Here is a 22192-nt window from a genome sequence, read left to right as displayed (position 1 = left end):
ACACCTCTTTTTAGTCATCGTCTTTTTAGGGCATATTTTCTTTAATCATAATAAAGTGATTCAAGTCTTGAGAGCTTATAATCAATATCCTCCAGGGAAAAAAGTCTTTCAAATCGATAGGTTTCCTTGCCATCTACGTATACCAAAATCGTCGGATAAACAAGTACTAAAAACGCCCCCACCATGCTTTGATCTATTGAAGGATCTGCACTCATAAATGCAACTTTAGAATATTTTTTTTCAAGGGCTTCAATATCTGGATAGATAGAAAGACAGACATTACAGCCCATGTCACTAAACAATATAAAAACAATATCATGTACATCTATCATCTGCTTAAGTACATTCGCATCTTCAATTTGCTTCATAATCAACCTCTATTTCTTGTCAACCTCTATGCCTCTAAGATTCAACCGTAAGCCATTTCTTTGCGCCCCAATTGATGAGCATTGCGCCCAAAGGTGCAGTAACCACAATAGATAAAACTGCAATTGCCAGCATGACATCCCCAGATACCACTCCTAACATCAATGGAATGCCTCCAATTGCCGCCTGTACAGTTGCCTTCGGCGTATAAGCAATCACACAGAATAGACGTTCCTCGAAGGACAACTCTGTATTCAGCGTCGAAATGAAAACACCAATACTTCTACCGACAAGTCCAATTGCAATTATAATGAGTCCATTTAATCCCGCATGAGCCGCAACCGAAACATCAACTTGTGCACCCACTAAGACAAACAATAAAATCTCTGCAAATATCCATACCTTACCGAATTTAACTGCTAATCGTTTTGCCACAACAGGTCTCTTTTCAAGCAGAATAAACCCAATCGTCATGACCCCTAGTAAGCCTGCTATTTCAATTTTACTCTTAAGTGCAGTCTCAAAAGCGGTCAACAAAATAGCAACTCCCAGAATTAACAGCACTTTTTTTGTGTCTCTAATGTGATACCTCTCAAATATTTTAACCAAGATCAAACCCAATAGGATACCTGATAGTATGCCTAGAACTATGGAAAGTGGAATTGAAAAAAGCTCAATGCCCACGTTGACGTGTTGCCCACTATACAGTCCTAGAAATGCTGAAAAAATGGTGATGGCAACCACATCATCAATGGAAGCACTTGCCAATATTAAAGTGGGGATGGCCTTTTGTGTCCCCACTCTTCTCTCTTGAAAAGCAATCATTTGTGGTACAACCACAGCCGGAGATACAGCGGCAATTATAAAACCCAGTATCCCCCCTTGAATCCATGAGAACCCCAAGAGTAAATGCGACATCATCATAACCGTAAAACCTTCAATCACACCTGGGATGAAGCTCATTTTAAGTGCCGTCTTTCCAACTTGATTGAGTTCTTCTTTGCTAATACCTAATCCCGCTCTTAATAAAATCACAATCAGAGCAATTTTTCTAAAATCTGCAGAAACCAAAAGTAAATTATCATCTAATATATTAAAGCAATATGGCCCTAATAGAACACCTAATAATAACATGCCCAGTAATCCTGGTAATTTCATCTTCGTAAATAAAGCGTTAAACAGTAACCCGAACAGGGTGACTATGCCTAAACTTGTAACCATAAAAAATACTCCTTAAAAAAGAGAGTGCATGACACACTCTTAGAATCATACACTCATTATATCATTAATTTTTCAATTTCATCTATGGTTTTTGGAATCATTACAGAAAGATTCTCATTGCCTGCTTCGGTAATGAGGATATCATCTTCGATTCGGATACCTATATTTTCCTCTGCAATGTAGAGTCCCGGTTCTACAGTCAAGACCATTCCAGGTTGCAATATCACGTCCCGACGACCTAAATCATGTACGTCTAAACCGAGATAGTGGCTGACACCGTGATAATAGTATCGAGTAAGCTCTTCATCCTTTTGGATTAATCCAATTGCTTTGAGTTCTGATATAAGCGTTGACTTGCATACCTCATTGAGTGTCTCAAATTTCACACCAGGTTTCATGGCTTCAATGGTTGCTGCTTGCGCTTTGAGCACAATGTTGTAAATCGTCTTCTGTCTCTCGCTAAAGCGACCAGAAACCGGATATGTTCTTGAAATATCTGCCGCATATTGCTTATACTGCGCCCCTAAGTCAAGTAACACCATATCGCCTGCTTTTGCAGCCTTATTATTTTCTACATAATGAAGGATAACAGCATCCCCACCTGAAGCCGCAATAGTTGGAAAGGAATTGCCATCTGCGCCTGCCATGCGAATAGCATGTGCAAAAGTCGCCTCAATCTGATACTCCATCACATCTGGCTTGAGCATTTTAAGAATACTTCTAAGACCTTGGTCTGTCATTTGGATCGCTTCTCTAATATGCGCAATTTCTTCTGGTGTTTTAATCATACGCATTTCACTTAAGATCGGATGTATCGTTTTAAGTCGGATAAAAGGATACCTCTTTTGAAGTGCCATTGAGAAATCATGTGCCACACTATCCGATTCATCCCATGACAGTTTTTCAAGATCAAGATAGATCTTTTGAATTTGATTATTATAGATCAATCGATTCAATACGTCATGAAACTCGTCCAAGTATTTAACGGATTCAACACCCGAAATTGAAGTGGCCGTTTCTTTGGTCATCTTTCTTCCGATCCACTTTTCTATGTCATAATCTGGTTTTTCAATGAACAGATGAGATTCAAAGGCCCTTTCCGTTTTATGCATGAGTATGATGAAATTTTCACATGTGATCCCAGTAAGATAGAAAAAATTCTTGTTGGGTAAAAAGGTATAATTTGCGTCAGCTGTACTCTTAGGCGCCTTTCCCGCAAAGAGAACGACGGCATCTCCTGTGGTTAACTTTTCACCTAACGCATTTCTAAATGTTGTATGCATTTTTTAGTGCCTCCTTAAAGTAATCTATTTTTTTAGTTTATAGCCCACACCCCAAACCGTTTGGATATATTCAGGATTGCTGGGATCAAATTCAATTTTTTCTCTCAATTTTCTCACGTGCACTGTGAGCGTTGAAGTATCTATCTCCACTTCATATCCCCACACTTTTGCAAAGATCTCATCTTTCGAAAAAACTTTATTGGGCACGGAAGCCAACAAGACGAGGAGATCATATTCCTTGACTGTAAGTTCCACAAGTTCTCCATTTACAAACACTTGACGCGTTTCAAAATCAATGAGAATGCCGCGGAGTTCAAATCTTTTATGAGCCACTCCATTAGTGCCGTTTTTCAACATTTCATATCTTTTCAAGTGAGCTTTTACCCTTGCAACCAACTCATGAGGACTAAACGGCTTCGTCAAATAATCATCTATTCCAAGACTCAGCCCTTTGAGTTTATCCACTTCCGTATTTTTAGCTGAAACAATCATAATGGGAATATCCTTATAACTTCTGATCGCTTCAGCGATTTTAAAACCATCCAAACCCGGTAGCATTATATCCAAAACAACCATGTCAAAAGGTTCTTTTAATGCAGCTTCTTTGCCCTTTAATCCGTTTTTTTCAACGACGACTCGAAAACCTGAAATTTCAAGATAGGCCTTTTCCACTTCCCCTATTTCAATATCATCTTCAATTAATAAAATATTCTTCATCTGTACCTCCTAACTTAGGTATGAAGATGCGTATACCAAATCCCCCCTGTTCGCCCTTGAATGCTCTGATATAGCCATTGTGTCTGCTAATTATCGATCGACATATGGCCAATCCAAGTCCAGAACCAGCAACTTGTTGATTCCGAGCTGGATCAATACGATAATATTGTATAAACACATTTTCAAGTTCAGCATCCGGGATACCAATACCATTATCCACCATTTCAATTTCAATAAAATGACCTGTTGTCTTTAAAGCAATTTTAAAAACCAGATGTTCTTGTTTGGCATATTTAGTTGAGTTCGTCAAAATATTAGTCGTGACACGTTTGAACTTTGAAGGATCAATTAGAGCAAAGAGCGGTTCTTGCGCATTTACAATATAGTCAAAGTGAGTCGTCTTGTACAGCGGATCGAATTGTAGTTCTTCTATGACATCTTTAAAGAAAAATTTCAAATCCACAGTCTCAAATTCAAAACTCATGGCATCCGTTTCAAGTTCATTAAAGAGTTGAAGCTCATTCATCATTTTATCAATTTCAAGTAATTTCTTTTGAATGTTGCCATAGTAATGAACGATTTGGTTTGGTTCTTTCACAACACCATCATTTAAAGCTTCTATCTGAACTCTTATGGACGTCAATGGCGTCTTGATATCATGTGTAAAATTGGATATGAATGCACTGCGATCACTTTCTATTGACGCCCTATACGCCTTAGCCTCGGCAAGCTTTTCTATCATTGCATTTAGTGGATCGGTGATGTGAACAAGCGGTTCAGCCATTATATCCAGCCGATTTTCAAAATTCTCCTTACTGACTTCATCGATAATAGTCACCACTTTGTTAAAGTTCTTGGTGAGTTTATCTGCTGTGTATAGAAAAAAACCGATCATCAATATAATCAAAATGACAAAGAGCGCAATAAAATAATTGACCACAAATTTGCCGATTTGGCTGGGAATATTGATTACTTTTGCCAGAAAAAAGACACTGCCTTTACCACCATCGTCAAAGTAGAAATCGAATTGTCTTGCGACTATGTAGCCTGTTTCATTAAAAAGTTCTTCATTTTTAGTGATATAATAGCCGCCAAATTCAGGTAAAATGGGACCAGTTACTTTATTAAATCCCTCCACAATTTTTTGGCCTTCTTTATTCTTAAAGTTATTGATGGCTTTAACATCATCATCTTTTCGCACTAGAATAATGGCATCTCCCGGCTTAATGGCACTGTCGCCAATAATGGGCTTGTAAGTGGACTCAATAAATAAACGATCTGGATCTTCTAATATGACACTGTTAATGTATCGAAAGGCAAACTCATCTGGATTCCATTTTTGAAGCTGCCACACGCGTTCGTTGACCGATTGAGGATCCGTTATTAAATTGAACACCTCCGGACCAGAAATGATTGCAACATATATAATCAGAACGACTATCGGCAATAAAGTCATTACAAACCATATTAAGAGCGCCCTGTTCCTGAATCTATAGGCATATCTCTTTTTAGAAAAAAACATTTTTGCCTCCATGTGAACATAGGGGATGGTTTACACCATCCCCATTGCTTTTATTTTATCACGATTTTGTCATTTTCTGAAAGATATTCTTTACCCAATACAACAATTGAATCGCCTAGGCTCAAATTTTGAAGAATTTCAACTTTCTCATCACTTTCTGCGCCAGTTGTGACTAATATTTTTTCCACGGTGTTATCCGCTTTGATGCGAAACACATAATGATCGCTACCCTCTAAAAGAAGCGCTTTTTTTGAGATCACAGGGACTTGTTCAAGTCGATGCGTGGTTATTTTAACTTCGCTATACAGTCCAGACATTAAATCATCATCACCCTGAATGCTGAGTTCAATCGGATAAGTCCCCTGCTGTCCTACCTCAGAAACCGAAATAACTTCACCGTCATACGTTTTATCAAGCGTATTGACATAAATAGAAGCTTTTTGGCCCTTCTTAACACTCTTCACATATTTTGAGGTCACTGAAGCATTTACGATGAACTGACTTTCGGGAATAATGGTATATCCATTCTGTGATGTTGCGTAAATATCTTTAGAAATATTTTTGCCAACGACAATGCCATCCGTAGGGCTTCTTTGAATATAATTGTCGAGTTGTTCGTTAAGACTTGTCAAAGTGCTATTATAGGCTGCCTTTGTATTTTCATAAGCTCTCTGCGCGTTTTCAAGTGCTGATTTTGTATTGTCCAAAGCAGACTGCGCAATCGCACCCGATTCAAACAATTTCTTCTGATCATTATAAGCGTCTTCAGCTTGCTTTAAACTATCTTTTGACTGATCAAGCGCATTTTTCTGTTGTGTTAGAGTTTGATTTTTTGAAACATCAAAGGCATCTTGATTGATTTCAAATAAGACATCATCTTTATTGACATGATCTCCAATTTCAAAATAGGTTGCTTTGACGTCCCCTGGTGTTTTCACCATGACATTGAAGGTTTCAACAGGATTCACTGAACCAATTGTGAAAACCGTTTCATCAATATCTCCACTAACCACCTTTTCTGAGCTTACGGTAGTTGCAGTCTGCTCTTTTAACCCCATTTCAATTGGAAATTGTTCTGACTTTTTCCCCGGTTTCGGGTTTACCATCACTATGACGGCTATTATTGCAATAATAGCCACGCCAATTATAATCCATTTTTTATTTATCTTCATTTTCTCCACCTCTCCACCATTTAAGGGTTCTCTTTTCTATACTATAGTAAATTATTGGAATTATAAGCAGTGTTAAAAAAGTTGATGCAAAAAGACCAAATATCAGCGCAAAGCCCAATTGACTGAAAGTAGAATTGTAAAGTGCCAATGGCAAGACGCCGCCTATTGTGGTTAACGAAGTGGCCAACACGGGTTGAACTCTCGTTTTTACAGCATCTGCCACAGCTCTTCGAAGATCCACACCAGTACTTCTGAGATAATTTATAAAATCAATCAGCACAATCGCATCATTGACGGCTATCCCAACCAAAGCTACAATGCCAAACATTGCATAAAAACCAAGACTGTTCTGTGTGATAATAAGGCCTAGTAACACGCCAATTAACGCAAAGGGAATAGACAACAATATTATCATAGGTTGAATGAATGAATTGAATTGCAACACTAAGATGATGTAAACCACCAACAGTGCAATGCCGAAATTTCGACCCATATTGCCAATTTGTTCATTCAATTCACTCATGCCGCCACTTACTGTTTGGCTAATACTTGGAGGCAAATTGACATCTTTTACAGCCTCAGAATACGCCATGCTGACTTCTCGTATATTATATCCTGGTTTTAGTTTGCCTGAAATAGAGACAATTACCTTGCCATCTTCCTTGCGAATATTGCCAATACCCGTCTGCAGTTTAAGTGAAGCGACATCGTTGAAATATATTTTCTGTCCTTTGTTGTTCACAAAGAAAATTTTATCAAAATCTTTAACACTCTTGATTTCATCTTCAGAATAATAAACAGAGATGTCATATTCCTCAGATTTTTCTACATAAGTACCCACTGTTGATCCAGAAATATATTTTCTGAGTTCAGATGAGATTTGAGCAACTGTCAAGCCATAGTAAGAAGCTCTATTGCCATCAATGTTAATGACGATTTCTTTCTTACCACCATCTGTGGAAATTCTCGGTTCCACAACACCTTCAAGCTGAGATAGTCTTTCCAAATATTGTTCTGCCACTTGACTGATTTCTTCTAAATTATCGCCTTTTAGGCTTAAGCTCACGTTAGCACTTGACATGCCAGACATTGCACTTTGTTGATTGAGTTGAAATTCAGCTCCAGGAATAGTAGTAATTCGGCTTCTAATCTGATTTTCAATCTCTGAGCCACTTAAAATACGCTCTTCTTTATCGCGCAATTCTACAACAATTTGCGCTTTATTAGAACCATCCGAACCTACCCGAGACGTGAATGATTCAAGATCCACGATATCATAAAGATTTGCTTCCACTTGTCTTACAATGTCATCCGTATCATCAAGCGGTGTTCCAATAGGCGCATCCACATTAATTCTAATTGAATTAGGTTCTTCATAAGGGAATAATTCAACTTTTAATATGCCTATAGGTATTGTCATGACGGAACCGACGAACAGCACAAGTGCTATTAAAAGAATGATAAATTTTCGCCCTCTTGAAATCAGTACATCAAAGATGAATTGTCTGTAATTCTCAAGACTCCCGGATTGTCCACTTTTTTCAAGTCTCTTGGCAGCCAATATTTTCAGTGCATACACCAGCGTAAAGGCAAAAGCCAAGAGAACGCTAGCACCTGTAATTTCCCATTGATTTGAAAATGCAACTAAAGACAATAAAAAGATCACCACACCTGCTGTGATATTTCTCACTTTATCTGAAAAATGATGATGACTGTTTTTCTTTTTATATGGCGTCAAAAATTTAGATGAAAGCGTCGGTGTGATCACTATGGAGACAAAGAAAGAAGCCGCAATGATATAGATAATCGTTTTGGGAATGTTTGAAATAAACTGTCCTAAGATTCCTGGTGTCATTGCCACAGGCACAAATGCCCCTAGTGTTGTCAAGGTCGCAGCTAGTACAGCTGGCGCAACCTGATTTGACCCAAATTTAGAGGCGGTTATTCGATCGATGCCCTCATCTCTAAGTCGATCTATATTTTCCATGACAACAATTGCATTATCTACGAGCAGCCCTAATGCAATGATAAAACCTGCAAGGGAAAGCGTATTGAAAGTAACACCAGTAAAAGTCATAATCACAAAACTTATGAATAGAGAAATGGGAATCACAGTGGCTACAATCAAGGCTTCATTGAGTCCAATAAAAATGTAAAGCACAATAATTACACAGATTAAACCACCTAAGGCATTGTTAATTACTGTGCTCAAATCTTTAACCACATCTTCACTCATATCACTGGTCACAATAAAATCCACCGATTCAGGAATAGCATGTTCCGCTTTATTCTCTATGATTGCTCGAATCTCACTTGCTGGCCCAACAATGTCGTTTCCATCTTCACGATAAACGGTTAAATAAATTGCAGGCGTGGACACTTTTTCAGCATTTTCATGATTCACAAATACTCTGGAATAGTTATCCGGTATTTTGTGAGTATCTTCAACAATTGCAACATCTTTCAGGAAAACAGCGCTGGAAGGTGAAGCTTTAATCACTAAATTTTGAATATCTTCTATGTTGGTATAACGCTCATCCACACGAATATTAACAGTTGTATTGTCAATATTTTTTTCACCTGCCGGCATATTCATGTTAGAACTTTGAAGTGCCGAGATGATATTTTGGTAGGTTAAACCGTATTCAAGAAGTCTTACTTGATCCAGAATGACTTTTATTTCTCTGTCATAACCGCCGGATAATTCAACTTCTTTAATACCGGGAATATTTTCTATTTCTGTTTTAATCTGTTCACCATATTTTTTAAGGTCCGTTAAATCATAGTTACCTGTCATCGTAATTGAGAAGATAGGTATATCTCCCGTTTTGAGCACACCAACAGTTGCCTCTGATGAAGCCCCATCCGGGAATTTGATTTTAGCCAACTCATTTCTTATGGTTTGTTCTGCATCGTCCATATTGGTTTTTTCATCGTATTCCAATATGATCTGCGCGTAACCACTGTTTACTGTTGCAGTGGTTTTTTTGACGCCGTCCAAGCTTTTTACCTTTTTTTCAATAGGATCGGAAATCAATGTATTCACATCATCTGCGGATGCCCCTGGATAAGTTTTTAAAATATAGAGCATATTCGTAGAAACATCTGGCACAGTTTCCTTTGGCAAGCTAGTATAAGCATTATAGCCCAGCAAAAGGATTGCAAATATGATCAAAAAAACAATCTTATAGCGATCAATGAATGCGGATGCAATCTTGCCCAGCACATTCTTGGGCATTTTGAGCTCTGGTAAATCTTTCATAAAAAAGCCTCCTGTCTTATTCTTATTACTAGAATACAGGAGACTCTCTAAAATAGGCCTTATAAAATATTAAGTTTTTCCTAATTAATCGCTATCCTTTGTCGCTACAGATCCATATGACACCATTTTTTGCAAAATTGAGCCTTCTTTTGGCAGTGAACATGTTTTGAACCACACTTTGGACAAATTTGATGATCTTGTTTAAAATCAATTTCATACCGCTGGCCACAATCTTCACATATGAATTGGCATTGTTCTGTGGTATAGTGCCCTCCTTTTATGGAAATCGCTTTGCCCTCTAACAGGGCACCTGTTAGTTTAGTGCGCCCGGATTCAATAATCAGCTGAAACGTTTGTCTCGATACACCCATCTGTTCTGCACACTCTTCTTGTGAGAGTGCTTCAACATCTTTCAGGCGCATGGCTTCAAGCTCTTCAACCGTGAGATTGACTTCATCTAGTTTGCATTTTGGAATGCCATAGGGTACAAAATAGCTTTCTTTTGGAAACTGTGAAACGCGTCTGAATCGCTTTGGTCTTGCCATAGTGCCTCCTTGTAAATATCGTCCTATAAATTGTATCACAAAATGAACTTGAATTTATAGGACTTCATTCTTTTTTGTTAATTTCGCTTATCATTTTCACGCGTTTTGTTCATAATAGCGTTGATACAACACCTCCAAATCCGCCACCAAATCACCATATTTTTGATAGAACTCCAGATCATTCGCATCTGTTTCAGTCTGATCTAAATTTGCAATTTGAGCTTCTAAAGCCAATATTGCCTCTTCAATCTGCTCATTTTCTCTTTGCTCATTTTCATGTTGTTCTGATCTCTTGGAATGTTGTATTTCCTGAAATTTATTTGCTTTAAAACCATCACTTTTCACGCGTTCTTCTATTGATTTCGTCGCGTTTGAATTCTGTTCTACAACATTGGCACGACAATACTGATCGTAATTGCCGTCAAAGCTCAATATCTTGCCATCCCTGAGTTCAAGTATGCGTGTAACACATTGATTGAGATAAAAGCGATCATGAGAAACGGCAATAACAGTGCCCCTGAAACTTAAAATCGCATTTTCAATGGCTTCTCTAGATTCAAGATCCAAGTGATTGGTGGGCTCATCTAAAATCAAGCAGTGCGGTTGATTGAGCATAATCCTGGCAAGTGCAACTCTGGTCTTTTCACCACCACTGAGCACCTCTATTCTCTTATCCACCTCATCCCCATAAAAGTTAAAGAGCGCCAAATGCTTTTTAATCTCTTTGCGTTCTAACTTTGGAAATTCTACTTCAAAAGTTTCCAAAACACTTCTGTTTTCATCTTCAAAAGTAATCTCTTGTCCCAAATAAGCATAATCAACCCACTTTCCAAAATTGACATGGCCAGTAAAATCGATATCTTTTCCCAATATCACATTGAGAAGTGTTGTTTTGCCACAGCCATTTGGTCCAATCAGACCGATGCGCTCACCACCGTGTATTTCAAAAGAAATCTCTTTAAGAACTGTATAATCCGAAAAACGTTTTGTGAGATGTTCCACCAATACGATGTCTTTGCTCATATGAGTTGCAGGCTTAAAGCTCAATTTGGGTTTTGATTTTTGCATTAAATTTTCGCTCTTTTTCATTTCCATCATCAATTTTTGTGATTTTATCTTGAGTTTTTCAACTGCCTTCTCTGTGCTTTTAGATTGTTTTATCTTTTTATATTTTCTGAGTTTTTGAACCTTCTCTTCTCCGTCTCTGATCTGTTTTTTTAAATTAGAGTTTTCCTTTAAATAAAAGCCCGATATTTTTGTTTTTTGCTCAATATAGCTTGTATAGTTACACTTTTTTATACTCAAATGGCCATGACTGAGCTCTGCAATCCGCGTTGTCACACGATCTAAAAAGTAGCGATCATGAGACACGATTAAAACGCCTCCTGAAAACCTTTTAATATATTCTTCAAGCCACTCTATGGCTTTAATATCAAGATGATTTGTCGGTTCGTCTAAAATGAGTAAGTCCGGTTCGTCCAATAGAATCCGAGCAAGTGCAACCCGCATTTTTTCGCCTCCACTAAGCCGCTCCACAGGGAGTTCAAGCGCACCTTCTCTCAGTCCTAATCCCAACAGTATCCTTTTAATTTTACTTTGAATATTATAGCCATCCATTGCCTCGAATTTTTCATAGAGTTTTTCATAGCGGCGCATGCAAGCTTCATACGCCTTTTGATCTTGACTGATTTCATCGTTTTCTAGCTTCTTAAAGATCGCATTCAGCTGATTTTCCAGCTGAAAGAGTGCTTCGTGATGCAAGGCATTTTTACCTGTTTCCTGCTCATCGACATTTTGTGACAAGTAGCCTACTTTAATGCCACTTGAAAAGTAATGCTGACCTGAATCTGGCATTTCAAGACCCATGGCTATTTTGAGTAACGTTGACTTTCCAGAACCATTTGGTCCCACAAGCGAAACACATTCACCTTTCTCAACCATCAGAGAAGCACCCTCTAATACAACCTTATTTTGATATTCTTTACTAATGTTTTGCAATGTTAATAATCCCATTTTAATCCTCCATCCATTTAAATTATCACTTTAGGAGGTTAATAGTCTGTGAACATTTACGCTGCTGTTTTTCCCGATTAAAGCCTTGGAAAAAATCTTTAGGCTCAAAGGTTGTTGTATATAACAACCTTAATAGCAACCTTAATAACAACCTTAAAGTTGTTTTTCAACACCTCAAAACCCATTTTGCTATTTAAAAGAGCTCTATTCAAAATGAATAGAGCTCTTGCGTTTACAAATATTATAACGCCTTATTCTACACGCCTGTGACGTGTATCTATAAAGCCTTTAAATTTGCACTAAAATACAACCATTAAAACAGAATCATGGTCAAACATTATGGATACAGCAAAAACATTCTGTAAATTAACGCCATACAGAAATACATGATCCAATATAATATTTTCTCTTGATTCCGGCTACTGAGAAGTTAGCTCCGCCTAAAGCTCACCGAATATTAACCTATTGTCTTTATTCGAAGCAAACGCCGCTTGCAGCAACCGGTATATTATGTGCAACGCCTTTCATGACTGCCACTCCTATACCTTTGTATTTTATGCAACTAGATTGTAACACTTTATATGGGTATTTTCCATTACAATTGCTTTACAATCCATAGTCATTCTCTTTACAGGTCCATTATCTTATTGCCTTGATGCCACATGCGCAATTAGTCCACATGTTTAAAGAAAAATCCAGATGCAATTGCAGTTAATGGTATTGTAAATAGTATACCAATACTGCCCACCAAAGCTTGTAAAATTTCCACCACCACAAGCTCTCTATTGAGCACATCCAATAAGGAGGTATTGTAAGAGATGAGCAGGAGTACTACCCCAAGTGACCCCCCAATATAAGCTAAGACAAGAGTATTTGCCATGGTTCCCATAATATCTCTGCCAATAGTGATCCCTGACGCTATAAGCATTTTAAAGGTCACATTTTTTGATTGCGTTTTAACCTCATACAGTGAAGAAGCAATCGACATGGCAACATCCATAACCGCCCCAAGCGCACCAATAATAATCGCGGCAAATACAATCGCCTTTAAATCGATTGGATGTTCTTTATTGAGCAAAAGCAAGAATACTGAATCTTCATCCACCATCCCTGTAAGCTTTAAAATGCGATCCATGATTATCGTGAGTCCGCCTGAGACAAGAACGCCTCCAAAACAACCAATTCCAGCAGCTAAGCTTTTCTTGTTAAGTCCGCTAACCACTAAAAAAGTCATTAGTATAATGAATACACAGGTTAAAATAGACCAGTAGTATATATTTTTGCCCGATAGAATTGCAGGAATAAAAACGACAAATATAGCAAGACCTGTATAAATCAGTGATATAATCGTTTGAAACCCTTGTTGTCTTCCAAACAAAATCAATAAAATCATAAAAATGGCACCTAATAAAAGTAACGCATCTGTTCTGACGTATTCGCCAAGAGTCCATTCCGTGCCATAATCTTCATTTGGAATATTATAAAGCAAAACCTTATCTCCCACTTTGACTGGCTTTAATTGAGCCACCGCATAGGTGTTCAAATTTTGCTCTCCTTTTAAAATCTCACCTTTCTTTTCCCCGCTAATGGCCTCTGCGTTAAAAATAATTTCTTCAACTACCAATGTTTCTGTTTCGCTTAGCGGATGTTCTTCCTTAATATGGTCCACGATTTCAACAATCTTTGCCTTTTGAACCGCTGTATAATTTTTACCATCAAAGAGTGTCATACCTTGTACCGCTATTTTATTCCCCACAAAAATATAGAGTGTAGATAATAAAATAGTAATTAAAATAACCCATCTGCGTTTTGTACTTTCTTTTGGCTTTCTCTCTGCTATGTTCTTTTCTGCTATTTGCTCATTATTCATCATTTTCTCCTGAATGCACTTTGAAATGCATTTTCATTCTATTCTTTTGCTTTTTTCTTTCTATTGATTATTGGAGATGCACCAAATAAATAGTCTACTGACATTGCACCAAGTTCCATTTTTAAAAGTTCCTCTGCGAGTTCAGTCATGTTCCTGAGCTCTGTTGGTCTCTTAATCCCCTCTATTGTCTTTCCTGTGAGTTTTCTATAATGTGAATAGTGCTTCCAAAGTCTATTCTTAATCTTTTGAGGACTTGAAGGTTTTCTGAGCACATTGAGTATATCCACTCTAATGGCTTCAAGATCCTCTGCCTTAGGATGTGCCATATCAGCAAATTTTTTCCCAAGTGCCCTTGCCCATTTTTCATCGATCTCTTGGCATAAAAATTTAAGCACATGCCAGATGCCATAAAGATCTGCCATAGTGTGAAGCGGTTGTTTTTTTAGCCATAAAAAAGCGAGCATTCGTCTTCTCCAATCCCACCACTTAACCGGACTGGTTAAGTCATTAGCAGGGATCAAGAAAAAACCGTTTTCAAGCAATAAATGTCCAAATACGCCTGGGGGCTTTCCGAGTCTTTTGTTCTTTAGCGTCGTTCTATAAACACCACACGAAGGACTGCCTTCCATATAGATAAAAACAGCCACTTCTGCTTGAAGAAGCTGGTTCAAGCAGGCTTCTGAGCTCTTCATTAAAGCACTGGTCAGATTCTTTCCTGACCCTGACATGACCTTTCCAGCGTTCTTCCAAACAGCACTTCCACTCTCTCCGGTTATTTTAATTGCCTCTCTGGGCACGCCAAATCCAGCATTTACTTCTGGGCATACGGGAAACCAAATAAAACTAGAAGCATCTCTTCCAATGGCTTCTAACTGATGCCAGCCTTTGGCATTGTATCGAAATTTACAACCATACATACAGGCACTAATGCCTATTTTAATGCGATCTTCAAGATATACATCCATATGACATCTCCTCACTTTAAATTAAAGTAGTTTATAAGTCTGCATCGTGCGATCTAAAACTTCAGCTGCTTTGACAATAACATGCACACAACCCTCTTCTTCTGTTCTATAATTAACCTTAAGTGGTGCACATATAATGCTCTTCATTTCTTTTTCATATCCTGCTATAAAGGCTTGAACAACGGGTTTCAACGCTTCTGATTCATGAGCCACCGTTTCTGTAACTTTAAGTCCAATCACCATAACAGAGGCTGTAACAGCACCACATGCATTTTCAGTCATCATGCCACCGCCAAAACCTGAAGCGATCTTTAAAACCTGATGTGGCAGCCCCAAACCATACACTTCATTTGCACCATATAATATTTTTTCAGCACAATTATAACCTTCTGAATTACCAAATCCTTGTTCGATCAAATCCTTTAACATCTGTACACTCCTATCTATCTTTAACTGAATACCACCCAAACAAACTGCCTGCAATGCCGAGACATAAAGCCACCGCAATCAGCAATCCGTTGGATGCACCTATGAGCTGGCTCATTTTAGGCATGGGCACAAATGGCAAGGGTGAATCCATCCTTGAGTATAAAAACTGGATGCCCCCCATATTGGCAATCATTGCAATCAAACCACTTGACAACGTGATCCATAACCCTTCTATCAAATAGGGAATGATCATGAACGAAGCAGGTGCTCCAAGTAAAGTCATGGTTGTAATCTGCTCTCTATTATTGTAAATGCCTTGGCGAATAATATGACTGGTGAGCACCACGGTGGAAATGCCCATGGCAATGCTTACAAACGCAAAGGCAAAAGTGATGATCTGAATAAATCGTCTTACGCCTGTAAGAATATCTATATTATCTCTCACTGTATCTACATTTTCAAGAGTACTTATACTTTCTATGATGCGTTCAACTTGTCCCAAATCTATCTCTATTTCCAAAAATGCTAAAAAAGGATTCATCTCTAAGTAATTTAAGGCGGTTGAATCCTCTCCCAACACCGTTTTCATCCGCTCATAAGCTTCTTCTTCAGAAATACTCTGAACGGATTTTACCCCTTCTATACCTTTGATCTCATCCATCAATTGTAAGAGCGCTTCACTGGATAGGGCATCATCATAATAAACACTGACCTCTGCTTGCTCAGAAAGCGCACTTGCAAAATTTTTGCCCACTTCCCGACCAGATGCCAATACTGAAAAAATAAAAAAAATCAAAGCGAGACTCAATATGGAAAGCAAATTGGAAACCTTATTGGTTTTAAAAATAGTGATGGCCTCTCTGACGAAATAGCGACATAGTTCAATCTGTTTACTCATAATATCTTTTCTCCCACAATAATTGACCTTGATTCATGGTGATGAGATGATGACGCTCTCTAGTCTCAATAAGATGTGTCGCGTGCGTGGTGATCAACACCGTAGTCTCCTCATCTTTAAACGAGGTTAAAAGTTCCAAAATATTAACCGCATTTGCATGATCCAAATTACCTGTTGGCTCGTCCGCAATGATAAGTTTCGGATTTCTAGCAACTGCTCTGGCAATCGCTACCCTTTGTGATTCGCCCCATGACAAGTGATCCACATCTGAATTGATTTTATGCGCTAGCCCCACTCGGATCAGCGCTTTTTCAGATTGCTCGCGCATTTCTTTTACGCTATAATCTAAAAATCGCATGCTCATCATCACATTTTCCAAAGTCGTCCGACCCTCTAATAATCTAAACTCTTGAAAAACCGGCCCCATAGATTGTCTGATTTTTCGAATATTAGCCGATTGTACGCGTTCGCCCAAAATGAACAGTTCGCCCTGTGAAGGGTGTTCTATGCCCATCAAAAGTTTTAGAAGACTCGTCTTTCCAGAACCGCTTGGCCCCACTATGAAAACGATCTCCCCTTTATAACACTCAAAATTGATATCTTTGAGCGCAATATTGCCATTGGGATATTTTAATGTAATATTTTTTGCTTGAATGACTGGCTGACTCATATGCCTCCCTTAAAATAATCCAGATTTCACATAAAGTTCTAAAGTTTTTTCTTTAAGTGTTACAGTGCTGATCTTATACCCTTCAAGTAAATATGAGAGATCAATAGACATATAGCCCTCACTAAAAAGTTCGTCAATTGAATCTGGTTCTAGGGGCAACCCATAAAAAGACCCCTCAGTAACGATAAATTTTAAAATATGACCCTCTATGATTTCAAAAGACCCTGAAAGGGTTATTTTTTTTTCAGGAATACTGACGCTCATTAAATCCGTGTGAAATTCAAATATAAGTTTAGGCAATTCCGTCTGATCCGCCAATATGTCGTTGAAAACAGATTCACTGAGCCTGCCTCTGACACCTTTAAGTGAAAACTCTAAGTCAATGGCATCATAAGGCAATCGCTCAGACACCACCAACTTAGAAAACGCGTCCACGGTCTTTCGAAACAGAGGTTTTAAAGTGTTCCAAGTGTCTTGTACTTCTGTTAAATAGGTCTCATACTGAGCCCGCTCTGTCTTTAATGCCTCAAGTGTTGCCTCAAGAATCGCTTTGGTATCTCTTTTATTTTGAATTGCAATTTTTAAATTGGACTTATTGAGCTCAAGCGTCTGCATATCTTGCGTTTTTTTTTGTCTTGCCAAATCCAGTTGCTCTTTGCGTTCTTCTAATGAATCCAAAAGTGTCTTATTGCTGTTGGTGTAGTCTCTTAATATATTGAGTTTTTGAATAAAAGACTTCACACTATCGGAACTGAAAATAAGCTCAAAATAACTATTTGCACCTCGCTTTTGATAATCTCTAAGCGTTTTACTCAGTTTTTTCAACATCTCTTGATACGCCAAGTCATGTTTCTCAATCGTCTCATCAATGACTTTAATGTCCGCCATAATTTGCTGTATGTCTTCGCTCAATCTTTCTGCTCTAGTAGACAGATTGTCAATTTCTTGCGACAACAAAAAAAGCTGTTCTAAAACGATTTTTTCATCGCTGGAAATACCCTCTAATTTACTTTCAGCCTCTTCGACATTAACCTCTTGTTCCGAATAACCTATAGAGACTTGCAACCATAGGATCAGCACAATCATAAATCCAATTTTACTTCTGCGCATTATACCACACTCTCAATGTATTATTTGCTGACAACACCTCATACGGATAAATTAAATTTTATCTATCCATTAACTTTCTTCTATCCATTAACTTTCTTCTATCCATTAACTTTCTTCTATCCATTAACTTTCTTCTATCCATTAACTTTCTTCTATCCATTAACTTTCTTCTATCCATTAACTTTCTTCTATCCAACAACTTTTTTTCTATTAAAAAGATACAACCCAACGTGATGGTTGAATTGTATCTTTTAAACATCCGATGCTATTTTACTTCACTTCAAAATCACAGGTGACAACCGCTGTAATCTCCTTTTCATAAGTAGAAGTGTCATTGATCCCATAATCATCGATTTCATTGGAATAAAGTGATGTAATCTGAAATACGCCAACTCTTGCGGATTGAAGCATGCCGATTTGATTGCCCGTTACAGCCACCATCGCCTCAGCTCTAGCTTTTGAATCTTCTGTTGCAAGTCCAATCATCTCAATTTTTAAATCCGCCAATTTAGAATAAAAATACTGTGGATTGTTTGAAGTGAAGTTAATGCCTTGCTCTATCAGTTCCGTTGAATTTCTACCAATTTCAGCTACTTCAAGCACACGCGTCGAATTAATTTTAACCGTTTGCGATAAATTATAACTCTCTACAATATTGGTATAGACACCATTGTCCAAAATACGATTCCGCGTATACGTATCCACAGAAGAAAATGTAATTTCCTCTGGCTTAATGCCTTTTTCGCTAAAATATTTTTTGACCGTTTCAGCATTTTCCTTTAGAGCCACATACCCAGAAGTCATATCTGGCGCATCTACGCTAAAAGAACCCTGCCAAACGATGACATCCGATTTTATTTCACGCTTAGCCGAACCCGTTACAGTTAAAGATTTTGGGGCACTTTTTATACTCTTGACCCCTTCAACTGCCATATAGGATGACACTATCAATCCCAAGCTTAAAATGATGGAAATTGTGATTAATGTCAATCCATTGATTTTTTTCATATGTTCCTCCTCTTATAAAGTACATCTAATTTTAGATTTCGTAATGTCCTTTAAGGATTCACACCCAGTCATAATCATTGCATTTGCAAGTTCTTCCTTAATTTTATTCACATAGAGTGCAACACCCTCTTCACCACCGCCATAGACGGCTGTTACAAATGGTCTGGCTATGATCACCGCATCCGCTCCAATGGCCAATGCTTTAAAAACATCAATGCCGGACCTAAATCCACCATCAATTATGATTTTAATTTGACCTTTAACCGCTTCAACAATGTCATCTAATACGGCTATGGATGAAGGGGTTTCATCAAGAACACGTCCGCCGTGATTGGATACTATAATTGCATAGGCCCCAGCGTCTACAGCTTTTCTCGCACCTGCCACTGTCATTACGCCCTTAATCACAAAAGGCAATCTCGTGCTGGAAACAATATTTTTAAGTGTATCCACATTCATGGGTGAAACAGGTTTCCCCTGAGCCGCTAAAATAGATAGGCCAGCTGCATCTATATCCATTGCCACAGCAACGGCATTTGCCTGCTCAGCCATTCTTATTTTTTCTATAACTTCGCCTTCTCTCCAAGGTTTAATCGTTGGAATGCCGTGACCTTGTAATGTTTTGATGGCCTCAACAGTGCCACGGTATACCTCATCTTTCACACCATCTCCAGTGAAAGCAATACTGCCAGCCGTTTTACAACCTTTGAGCAGTGCCTCAGAAAACGTCATGTCGTCATATAGATCGCTGTAATGCATCTGTACTGCACCAATTGGTCCTGCAAAAACAGGTAAATCAAACTCAACATCGAACAAAACCTGCTTTGTGGAAGTTGCAATACTGTTGTGAATTGTATCCATATTCAAACTTATTTTCTTTAGATCACCGTAATTGCGAATAAACCCAAGACCCGTGCCCTTTCCACCAGGACCTGGGATTTTCCCTTTACAAGCAATCCCGTTACACTCTGGGCATACTTTACAATGTGGTCCAATCACTTCTTTTGCATTTTTAACAAGTTCTTGATAATTCATAACACACTCCTATTATACGCTTTATTTATTAAAATACACTTAAAGATCAAAAGAAACTCTCAAACATTTACCGATAACTTTCACTTTTTTTTGCTCTACAATTTCCGCTTCAGTAGCGCCACCCTGAATCAGAGATAATTCACGATTATTGACTTTCATCACTTGTCTTATGATGCGCTTATTTTGATATTCTAATAGATAAATGCCATTTTTCCCAATTTCATGAGACTCCAAAACAAACACCAGATCATTCATTTTAATTCTCAAGCCACTGACTTGATTATTAGTCACTTTGACATATAACAGCTTATCACCATTATAGCCTTCCACTTTATTGTCGATAACAGGATGTTCTTTGTAGCCTACATTCTCCCATCTAACAAGGTCATATATAGGGATTCTTTTGACGATTCCAGAGAGTGCATCCTGCCATTGACCCGTTGGAACAACATGATCCTTGCTTTTACTTTGTTCTTGCTGCTTGCTCGCAACTTTTTTATTTTCCATTGGTTTTTCCGAAGCTTTTTCTTGAGCTTCCAATTTTGGGTCAATAAACTCAATTTTTTCTCCTAAAGAGGATAAAATTTGATCTGCAATTTTTTCACTGATTACTTTTTTTCCAGATTCAACCTGCAATAAATAGCTGATTGAAACACCACTTTTTTGCGCCAATTCCTTTTCTGTCAAATTTGCAGCTATTCTTGCATTTTTAATTTTTTCTGCCAATCGATTCATGTGCTCACCTCTTTTATGATGTCATTTATAACAAATTCGTACCTCAACTTATTATATCAAATGTTTACAATAATCAAATGTTTTGTAGGCAAATACATTGACAAAATTTATGTTTTGGTTTATATTTTGCTTAATGTGTTAAGTCTTTATAAGCTTGACAAAATGCAAGTGATTTCTCTTTGTTTCAAATTGGAAACTTGTGATGAAAGGTATAGATGTGTCTGAAAGTTTACTCATAATGGAAAAACTCAAGGAAATTCAAAACCTTCTTGAGAAGGGCCTTAAAAGCTTCTACTCAGAATACGAGCTCACAGTGCCACAGCTCACTGTGGTTACACTGCTTGAAAGATATGGCGCTCTAAAAATTACGGATATCAGCACGGAAATGAAAATCAGCCCTGCCGCTGTGTCTGGCATCATTGATAGACTTGAGAAACAAGATTTGGTGAAACGCGTTCGAAGTGATATTGACAAGCGCAAAGTATTTGTTTCTCTCACCGAGCATTTCTGTGATGCGCATCAAAACATGGATCAAAATCTCTCGCGTTACTTACAATTATTACTTGCATCCAAAGATGCCCCTGATGTTCAAAAAATCATTGAAGGCCTAACGCTATTAGAAACACTTTTAAATTCTGATGATCAAATTTTGGCCAATTACAACGGAGAGCATATTTAATGGTGCTTGATTTACCATACTTAGTTGGCTATAAGGTATCGTTCAACGTATACCGTTCATCATGTATAATTCATTATATACATTGAGTTTATTACAGCGTAAGTTCTTAACAACATTTGAACATCTCTCGATGCCTCAAATCAATTTTCGCTGATACTGTTTGAAGTTGAACATCCCTCAGCGCAGCTTTTGGCTCAAATCTTGTTGTTTTAATAAGTCCGTCAAAATAGAATTTTGGCGGATAAAAATTCACTTTTAATGAACACCGTTCATTAAAGGAGGTTATTATGCTTGCTTTAGCAATTACATTTATCACTTCAGCCCTTCTTTTTTATACGGTTGGCGTCTGGGCAGAAAAGCTCCAAAGCGTTTTAAAACCTTGGCATGTTGTGATCTTTTGGCTGGGTTTGCTCTGCGATACCATTGGAACCCATGCTATGGGTGAAATTGCAGGCAGCGTTTTCCAGTTTAACTTTCACGGCGTCACTGGAATGCTTGCAATTGTGCTTATGCTATGCCATGCAGTATGGGCTACATTTGTCATCTTCAAAAAAGATGAAAAAAGACTGAAAACATTTCACAAATTCAGTCTAATAGTTTGGTTCATATGGTTAGTGCCCATGCTGTCCGGTATGTTTTTTGGCATGATTTCACTACAATAACCATAAACAACAAAATTTGCGTCGAAATTT

20 protein-coding genes are annotated in these 22192 nt (G+C 37.9%); 2 read left to right on the top strand and 18 right to left on the bottom strand.

The annotated features are described in order from the left end of the window. Nucleotides 1-41 precede the first annotated feature (41 nt). The 18 genes from ISU02_RS06305 to ISU02_RS06220 all read right to left on the bottom strand — a co-directional run bounded on the left by ISU02_RS06305 (nucleotide 42) and on the right by ISU02_RS06220 (nucleotide 20821). Nucleotides 42-368, bottom strand: a complete 327-nt coding sequence (locus tag ISU02_RS06305) for a thioredoxin family protein (RefSeq protein ID WP_194700960.1) — start codon at nucleotides 366-368, stop codon at nucleotides 42-44. 34 nt (nucleotides 369-402) lie between these two features. Further along, entirely contained in the window at nucleotides 403-1587 is a 1185-nt protein-coding gene (locus tag ISU02_RS06300; protein ID WP_194700959.1) for a cation:proton antiporter domain-containing protein, read from the bottom strand. 56 nt (nucleotides 1588-1643) lie between these two features. After that, the gene (locus ISU02_RS06295; RefSeq protein ID WP_194700958.1) at nucleotides 1644-2870 is read right to left on the bottom strand and encodes an aminopeptidase P N-terminal domain-containing protein; all 1227 of its coding nucleotides are present in this window, start codon (nucleotides 2868-2870) and stop codon (nucleotides 1644-1646) included. A 24-nt stretch (nucleotides 2871-2894) separates the two neighbouring features. Next, nucleotides 2895-3587, bottom strand: coding sequence for a response regulator transcription factor (locus ISU02_RS06290; RefSeq protein ID WP_194700957.1), 693 nt, complete (start codon nucleotides 3585-3587; stop codon nucleotides 2895-2897). Next, nucleotides 3565-5109, bottom strand: a complete 1545-nt coding sequence (locus tag ISU02_RS06285; protein ID WP_194700956.1) for a sensor histidine kinase — start codon at nucleotides 5107-5109, stop codon at nucleotides 3565-3567. Before ISU02_RS06285 ends, ISU02_RS06290 begins: the two co-directional genes overlap by 23 nt. A gap of 50 nt (nucleotides 5110-5159) precedes the next feature. After that, nucleotides 5160-6281 (bottom strand): efflux RND transporter periplasmic adaptor subunit, encoded by a 1122-nt coding sequence (locus ISU02_RS06280; RefSeq protein WP_194700955.1) that lies wholly within the window; start codon nucleotides 6279-6281, stop codon nucleotides 5160-5162. Then, nucleotides 6268-9543, bottom strand: a complete 3276-nt coding sequence (locus tag ISU02_RS06275; protein WP_194700954.1) for an efflux RND transporter permease subunit — start codon at nucleotides 9541-9543, stop codon at nucleotides 6268-6270. Before ISU02_RS06275 ends, ISU02_RS06280 begins: the two co-directional genes overlap by 14 nt. A gap of 104 nt (nucleotides 9544-9647) precedes the next feature. Then, nucleotides 9648-10088: a DUF134 domain-containing protein gene (locus tag ISU02_RS06270; RefSeq protein ID WP_194700953.1), complete on the bottom strand. Its 441-nt coding sequence runs from the start codon at nucleotides 10086-10088 to the stop codon at nucleotides 9648-9650. Nucleotides 10089-10184: 96 nt separating this feature from the next. Then, entirely contained in the window at nucleotides 10185-12101 is a 1917-nt protein-coding gene (abc-f, locus tag ISU02_RS06265; protein WP_194700952.1) for a ribosomal protection-like ABC-F family protein, read from the bottom strand. A 670-nt stretch (nucleotides 12102-12771) separates the two neighbouring features. After that, on the bottom strand, nucleotides 12772-13971 hold the full coding sequence (locus tag ISU02_RS06260) for a YibE/F family protein (protein WP_194700951.1): 1200 nt from the start codon (nucleotides 13969-13971) through the stop codon (nucleotides 12772-12774). A gap of 38 nt (nucleotides 13972-14009) precedes the next feature. Beyond that, nucleotides 14010-14936 carry a 2-thiouracil desulfurase family protein gene (locus tag ISU02_RS06255; RefSeq protein WP_194700950.1) on the bottom strand — a complete coding sequence of 309 codons (927 nt, stop codon included), beginning with the start codon at nucleotides 14934-14936 and terminating at the stop codon, nucleotides 14010-14012. A 21-nt stretch (nucleotides 14937-14957) separates the two neighbouring features. Further along, nucleotides 14958-15365, bottom strand: a complete 408-nt coding sequence (locus ISU02_RS06250; RefSeq protein ID WP_194700949.1) for a C-GCAxxG-C-C family protein — start codon at nucleotides 15363-15365, stop codon at nucleotides 14958-14960. Nucleotides 15366-15375: 10 nt separating this feature from the next. Beyond that, the gene (locus ISU02_RS06245) at nucleotides 15376-16263 is read right to left on the bottom strand and encodes a cell division protein FtsX (protein ID WP_194700948.1); all 888 of its coding nucleotides are present in this window, start codon (nucleotides 16261-16263) and stop codon (nucleotides 15376-15378) included. After that, entirely contained in the window at nucleotides 16256-16933 is a 678-nt protein-coding gene (locus ISU02_RS06240; protein ID WP_194700947.1) for a cell division ATP-binding protein FtsE, read from the bottom strand. Before ISU02_RS06240 ends, ISU02_RS06245 begins: the two co-directional genes overlap by 8 nt. Nucleotides 16934-16942: 9 nt before the next feature. After that, nucleotides 16943-18043 carry a coiled-coil domain-containing protein gene (locus tag ISU02_RS06235; protein ID WP_194700946.1) on the bottom strand — a complete coding sequence of 367 codons (1101 nt, stop codon included), beginning with the start codon at nucleotides 18041-18043 and terminating at the stop codon, nucleotides 16943-16945. Nucleotides 18044-18313: 270 nt separating this feature from the next. Continuing rightward, complete coding sequence (locus ISU02_RS06230; RefSeq protein WP_194700945.1) at nucleotides 18314-19051, bottom strand: SIMPL domain-containing protein; 738 nt, start codon at nucleotides 19049-19051, stop codon at nucleotides 18314-18316. A gap of 12 nt (nucleotides 19052-19063) precedes the next feature. After that, nucleotides 19064-20086: an alpha-hydroxy-acid oxidizing protein gene (locus ISU02_RS06225; protein ID WP_194700944.1), complete on the bottom strand. Its 1023-nt coding sequence runs from the start codon at nucleotides 20084-20086 to the stop codon at nucleotides 19064-19066. Between the two features lie 39 nt (nucleotides 20087-20125). Continuing rightward, nucleotides 20126-20821, bottom strand: coding sequence for a helix-turn-helix domain-containing protein (locus ISU02_RS06220; RefSeq protein WP_194700943.1), 696 nt, complete (start codon nucleotides 20819-20821; stop codon nucleotides 20126-20128). A 202-nt stretch (nucleotides 20822-21023) separates the two neighbouring features. Between ISU02_RS06220 and ISU02_RS06215 the strand changes: the two genes are divergently transcribed. Together ISU02_RS06215 and ISU02_RS06210 are read left to right on the top strand one after the other, a co-directional pair. Next, entirely contained in the window at nucleotides 21024-21500 is a 477-nt protein-coding gene (locus tag ISU02_RS06215) for a MarR family winged helix-turn-helix transcriptional regulator (RefSeq protein WP_207736205.1), read from the top strand. 287 nt (nucleotides 21501-21787) lie between these two features. Further along, complete coding sequence (locus ISU02_RS06210; RefSeq protein WP_194700941.1) at nucleotides 21788-22162, top strand: HsmA family protein; 375 nt, start codon at nucleotides 21788-21790, stop codon at nucleotides 22160-22162. Nucleotides 22163-22192 lie beyond the last annotated feature (30 nt).

The organism is Fusibacter ferrireducens, from assembly GCF_015352425.1.
GTDB lineage: Bacteria > Bacillota > Clostridia > Peptostreptococcales > Acidaminobacteraceae > Fusibacter_A > Fusibacter_A ferrireducens.
The sequence above is the reverse complement of the archived record's forward strand: the minus strand, read 5'-3'. Positions and strand labels throughout refer to the sequence as shown.

What these genes read in the sequence shown, in the direction of transcription:
- ISU02_RS06250 (WP_194700949.1), bottom strand. Translation starts at nt 15,365, where the DNA reads ATGTTAAAGGATTTGATCGAACAAGGATTTGGTAATTCAGAAGGTTAT.
- ISU02_RS06300 (WP_194700959.1), bottom strand. Translation starts at nt 1,587, where the DNA reads ATGGTTACAAGTTTAGGCATAGTCACCCTGTTCGGGTTACTGTTTAAC.
- ISU02_RS06210 (WP_194700941.1), top strand. Translation starts at nt 21,788, where the DNA reads ATGCTTGCTTTAGCAATTACATTTATCACTTCAGCCCTTCTTTTTTAT.
- ISU02_RS06240 (WP_194700947.1), bottom strand. Translation starts at nt 16,933, where the DNA reads ATGAGTCAGCCAGTCATTCAAGCAAAAAATATTACATTAAAATATCCC.
- ISU02_RS06295 (WP_194700958.1), bottom strand. Translation starts at nt 2,870, where the DNA reads ATGCATACAACATTTAGAAATGCGTTAGGTGAAAAGTTAACCACAGGA.
- ISU02_RS06275 (WP_194700954.1), bottom strand. Translation starts at nt 9,543, where the DNA reads ATGAAAGATTTACCAGAGCTCAAAATGCCCAAGAATGTGCTGGGCAAG.
- ISU02_RS06235 (WP_194700946.1), bottom strand. Translation starts at nt 18,043, where the DNA reads ATGCGCAGAAGTAAAATTGGATTTATGATTGTGCTGATCCTATGGTTG.
- ISU02_RS06215 (WP_207736205.1), top strand. Translation starts at nt 21,024, where the DNA reads ATGAAAGGTATAGATGTGTCTGAAAGTTTACTCATAATGGAAAAACTC.
- ISU02_RS06290 (WP_194700957.1), bottom strand. Translation starts at nt 3,587, where the DNA reads ATGAAGAATATTTTATTAATTGAAGATGATATTGAAATAGGGGAAGTG.
- ISU02_RS06230 (WP_194700945.1), bottom strand. Translation starts at nt 19,051, where the DNA reads ATGAAAAAAATCAATGGATTGACATTAATCACAATTTCCATCATTTTA.
- ISU02_RS06220 (WP_194700943.1), bottom strand. Translation starts at nt 20,821, where the DNA reads ATGAATCGATTGGCAGAAAAAATTAAAAATGCAAGAATAGCTGCAAAT.
- ISU02_RS06260 (WP_194700951.1), bottom strand. Translation starts at nt 13,971, where the DNA reads ATGAATAATGAGCAAATAGCAGAAAAGAACATAGCAGAGAGAAAGCCA.
- ISU02_RS06305 (WP_194700960.1), bottom strand. Translation starts at nt 368, where the DNA reads ATGAAGCAAATTGAAGATGCGAATGTACTTAAGCAGATGATAGATGTA.
- ISU02_RS06255 (WP_194700950.1), bottom strand. Translation starts at nt 14,936, where the DNA reads ATGGATGTATATCTTGAAGATCGCATTAAAATAGGCATTAGTGCCTGT.
- ISU02_RS06280 (WP_194700955.1), bottom strand. Translation starts at nt 6,281, where the DNA reads ATGAAGATAAATAAAAAATGGATTATAATTGGCGTGGCTATTATTGCA.
- ISU02_RS06225 (WP_194700944.1), bottom strand. Translation starts at nt 20,086, where the DNA reads ATGAATTATCAAGAACTTGTTAAAAATGCAAAAGAAGTGATTGGACCA.
- ISU02_RS06245 (WP_194700948.1), bottom strand. Translation starts at nt 16,263, where the DNA reads ATGAGTAAACAGATTGAACTATGTCGCTATTTCGTCAGAGAGGCCATC.
- ISU02_RS06270 (WP_194700953.1), bottom strand. Translation starts at nt 10,088, where the DNA reads ATGGCAAGACCAAAGCGATTCAGACGCGTTTCACAGTTTCCAAAAGAA.
- abc-f (WP_194700952.1), bottom strand. Translation starts at nt 12,101, where the DNA reads ATGGGATTATTAACATTGCAAAACATTAGTAAAGAATATCAAAATAAG.
- ISU02_RS06285 (WP_194700956.1), bottom strand. Translation starts at nt 5,109, where the DNA reads ATGTTTTTTTCTAAAAAGAGATATGCCTATAGATTCAGGAACAGGGCG.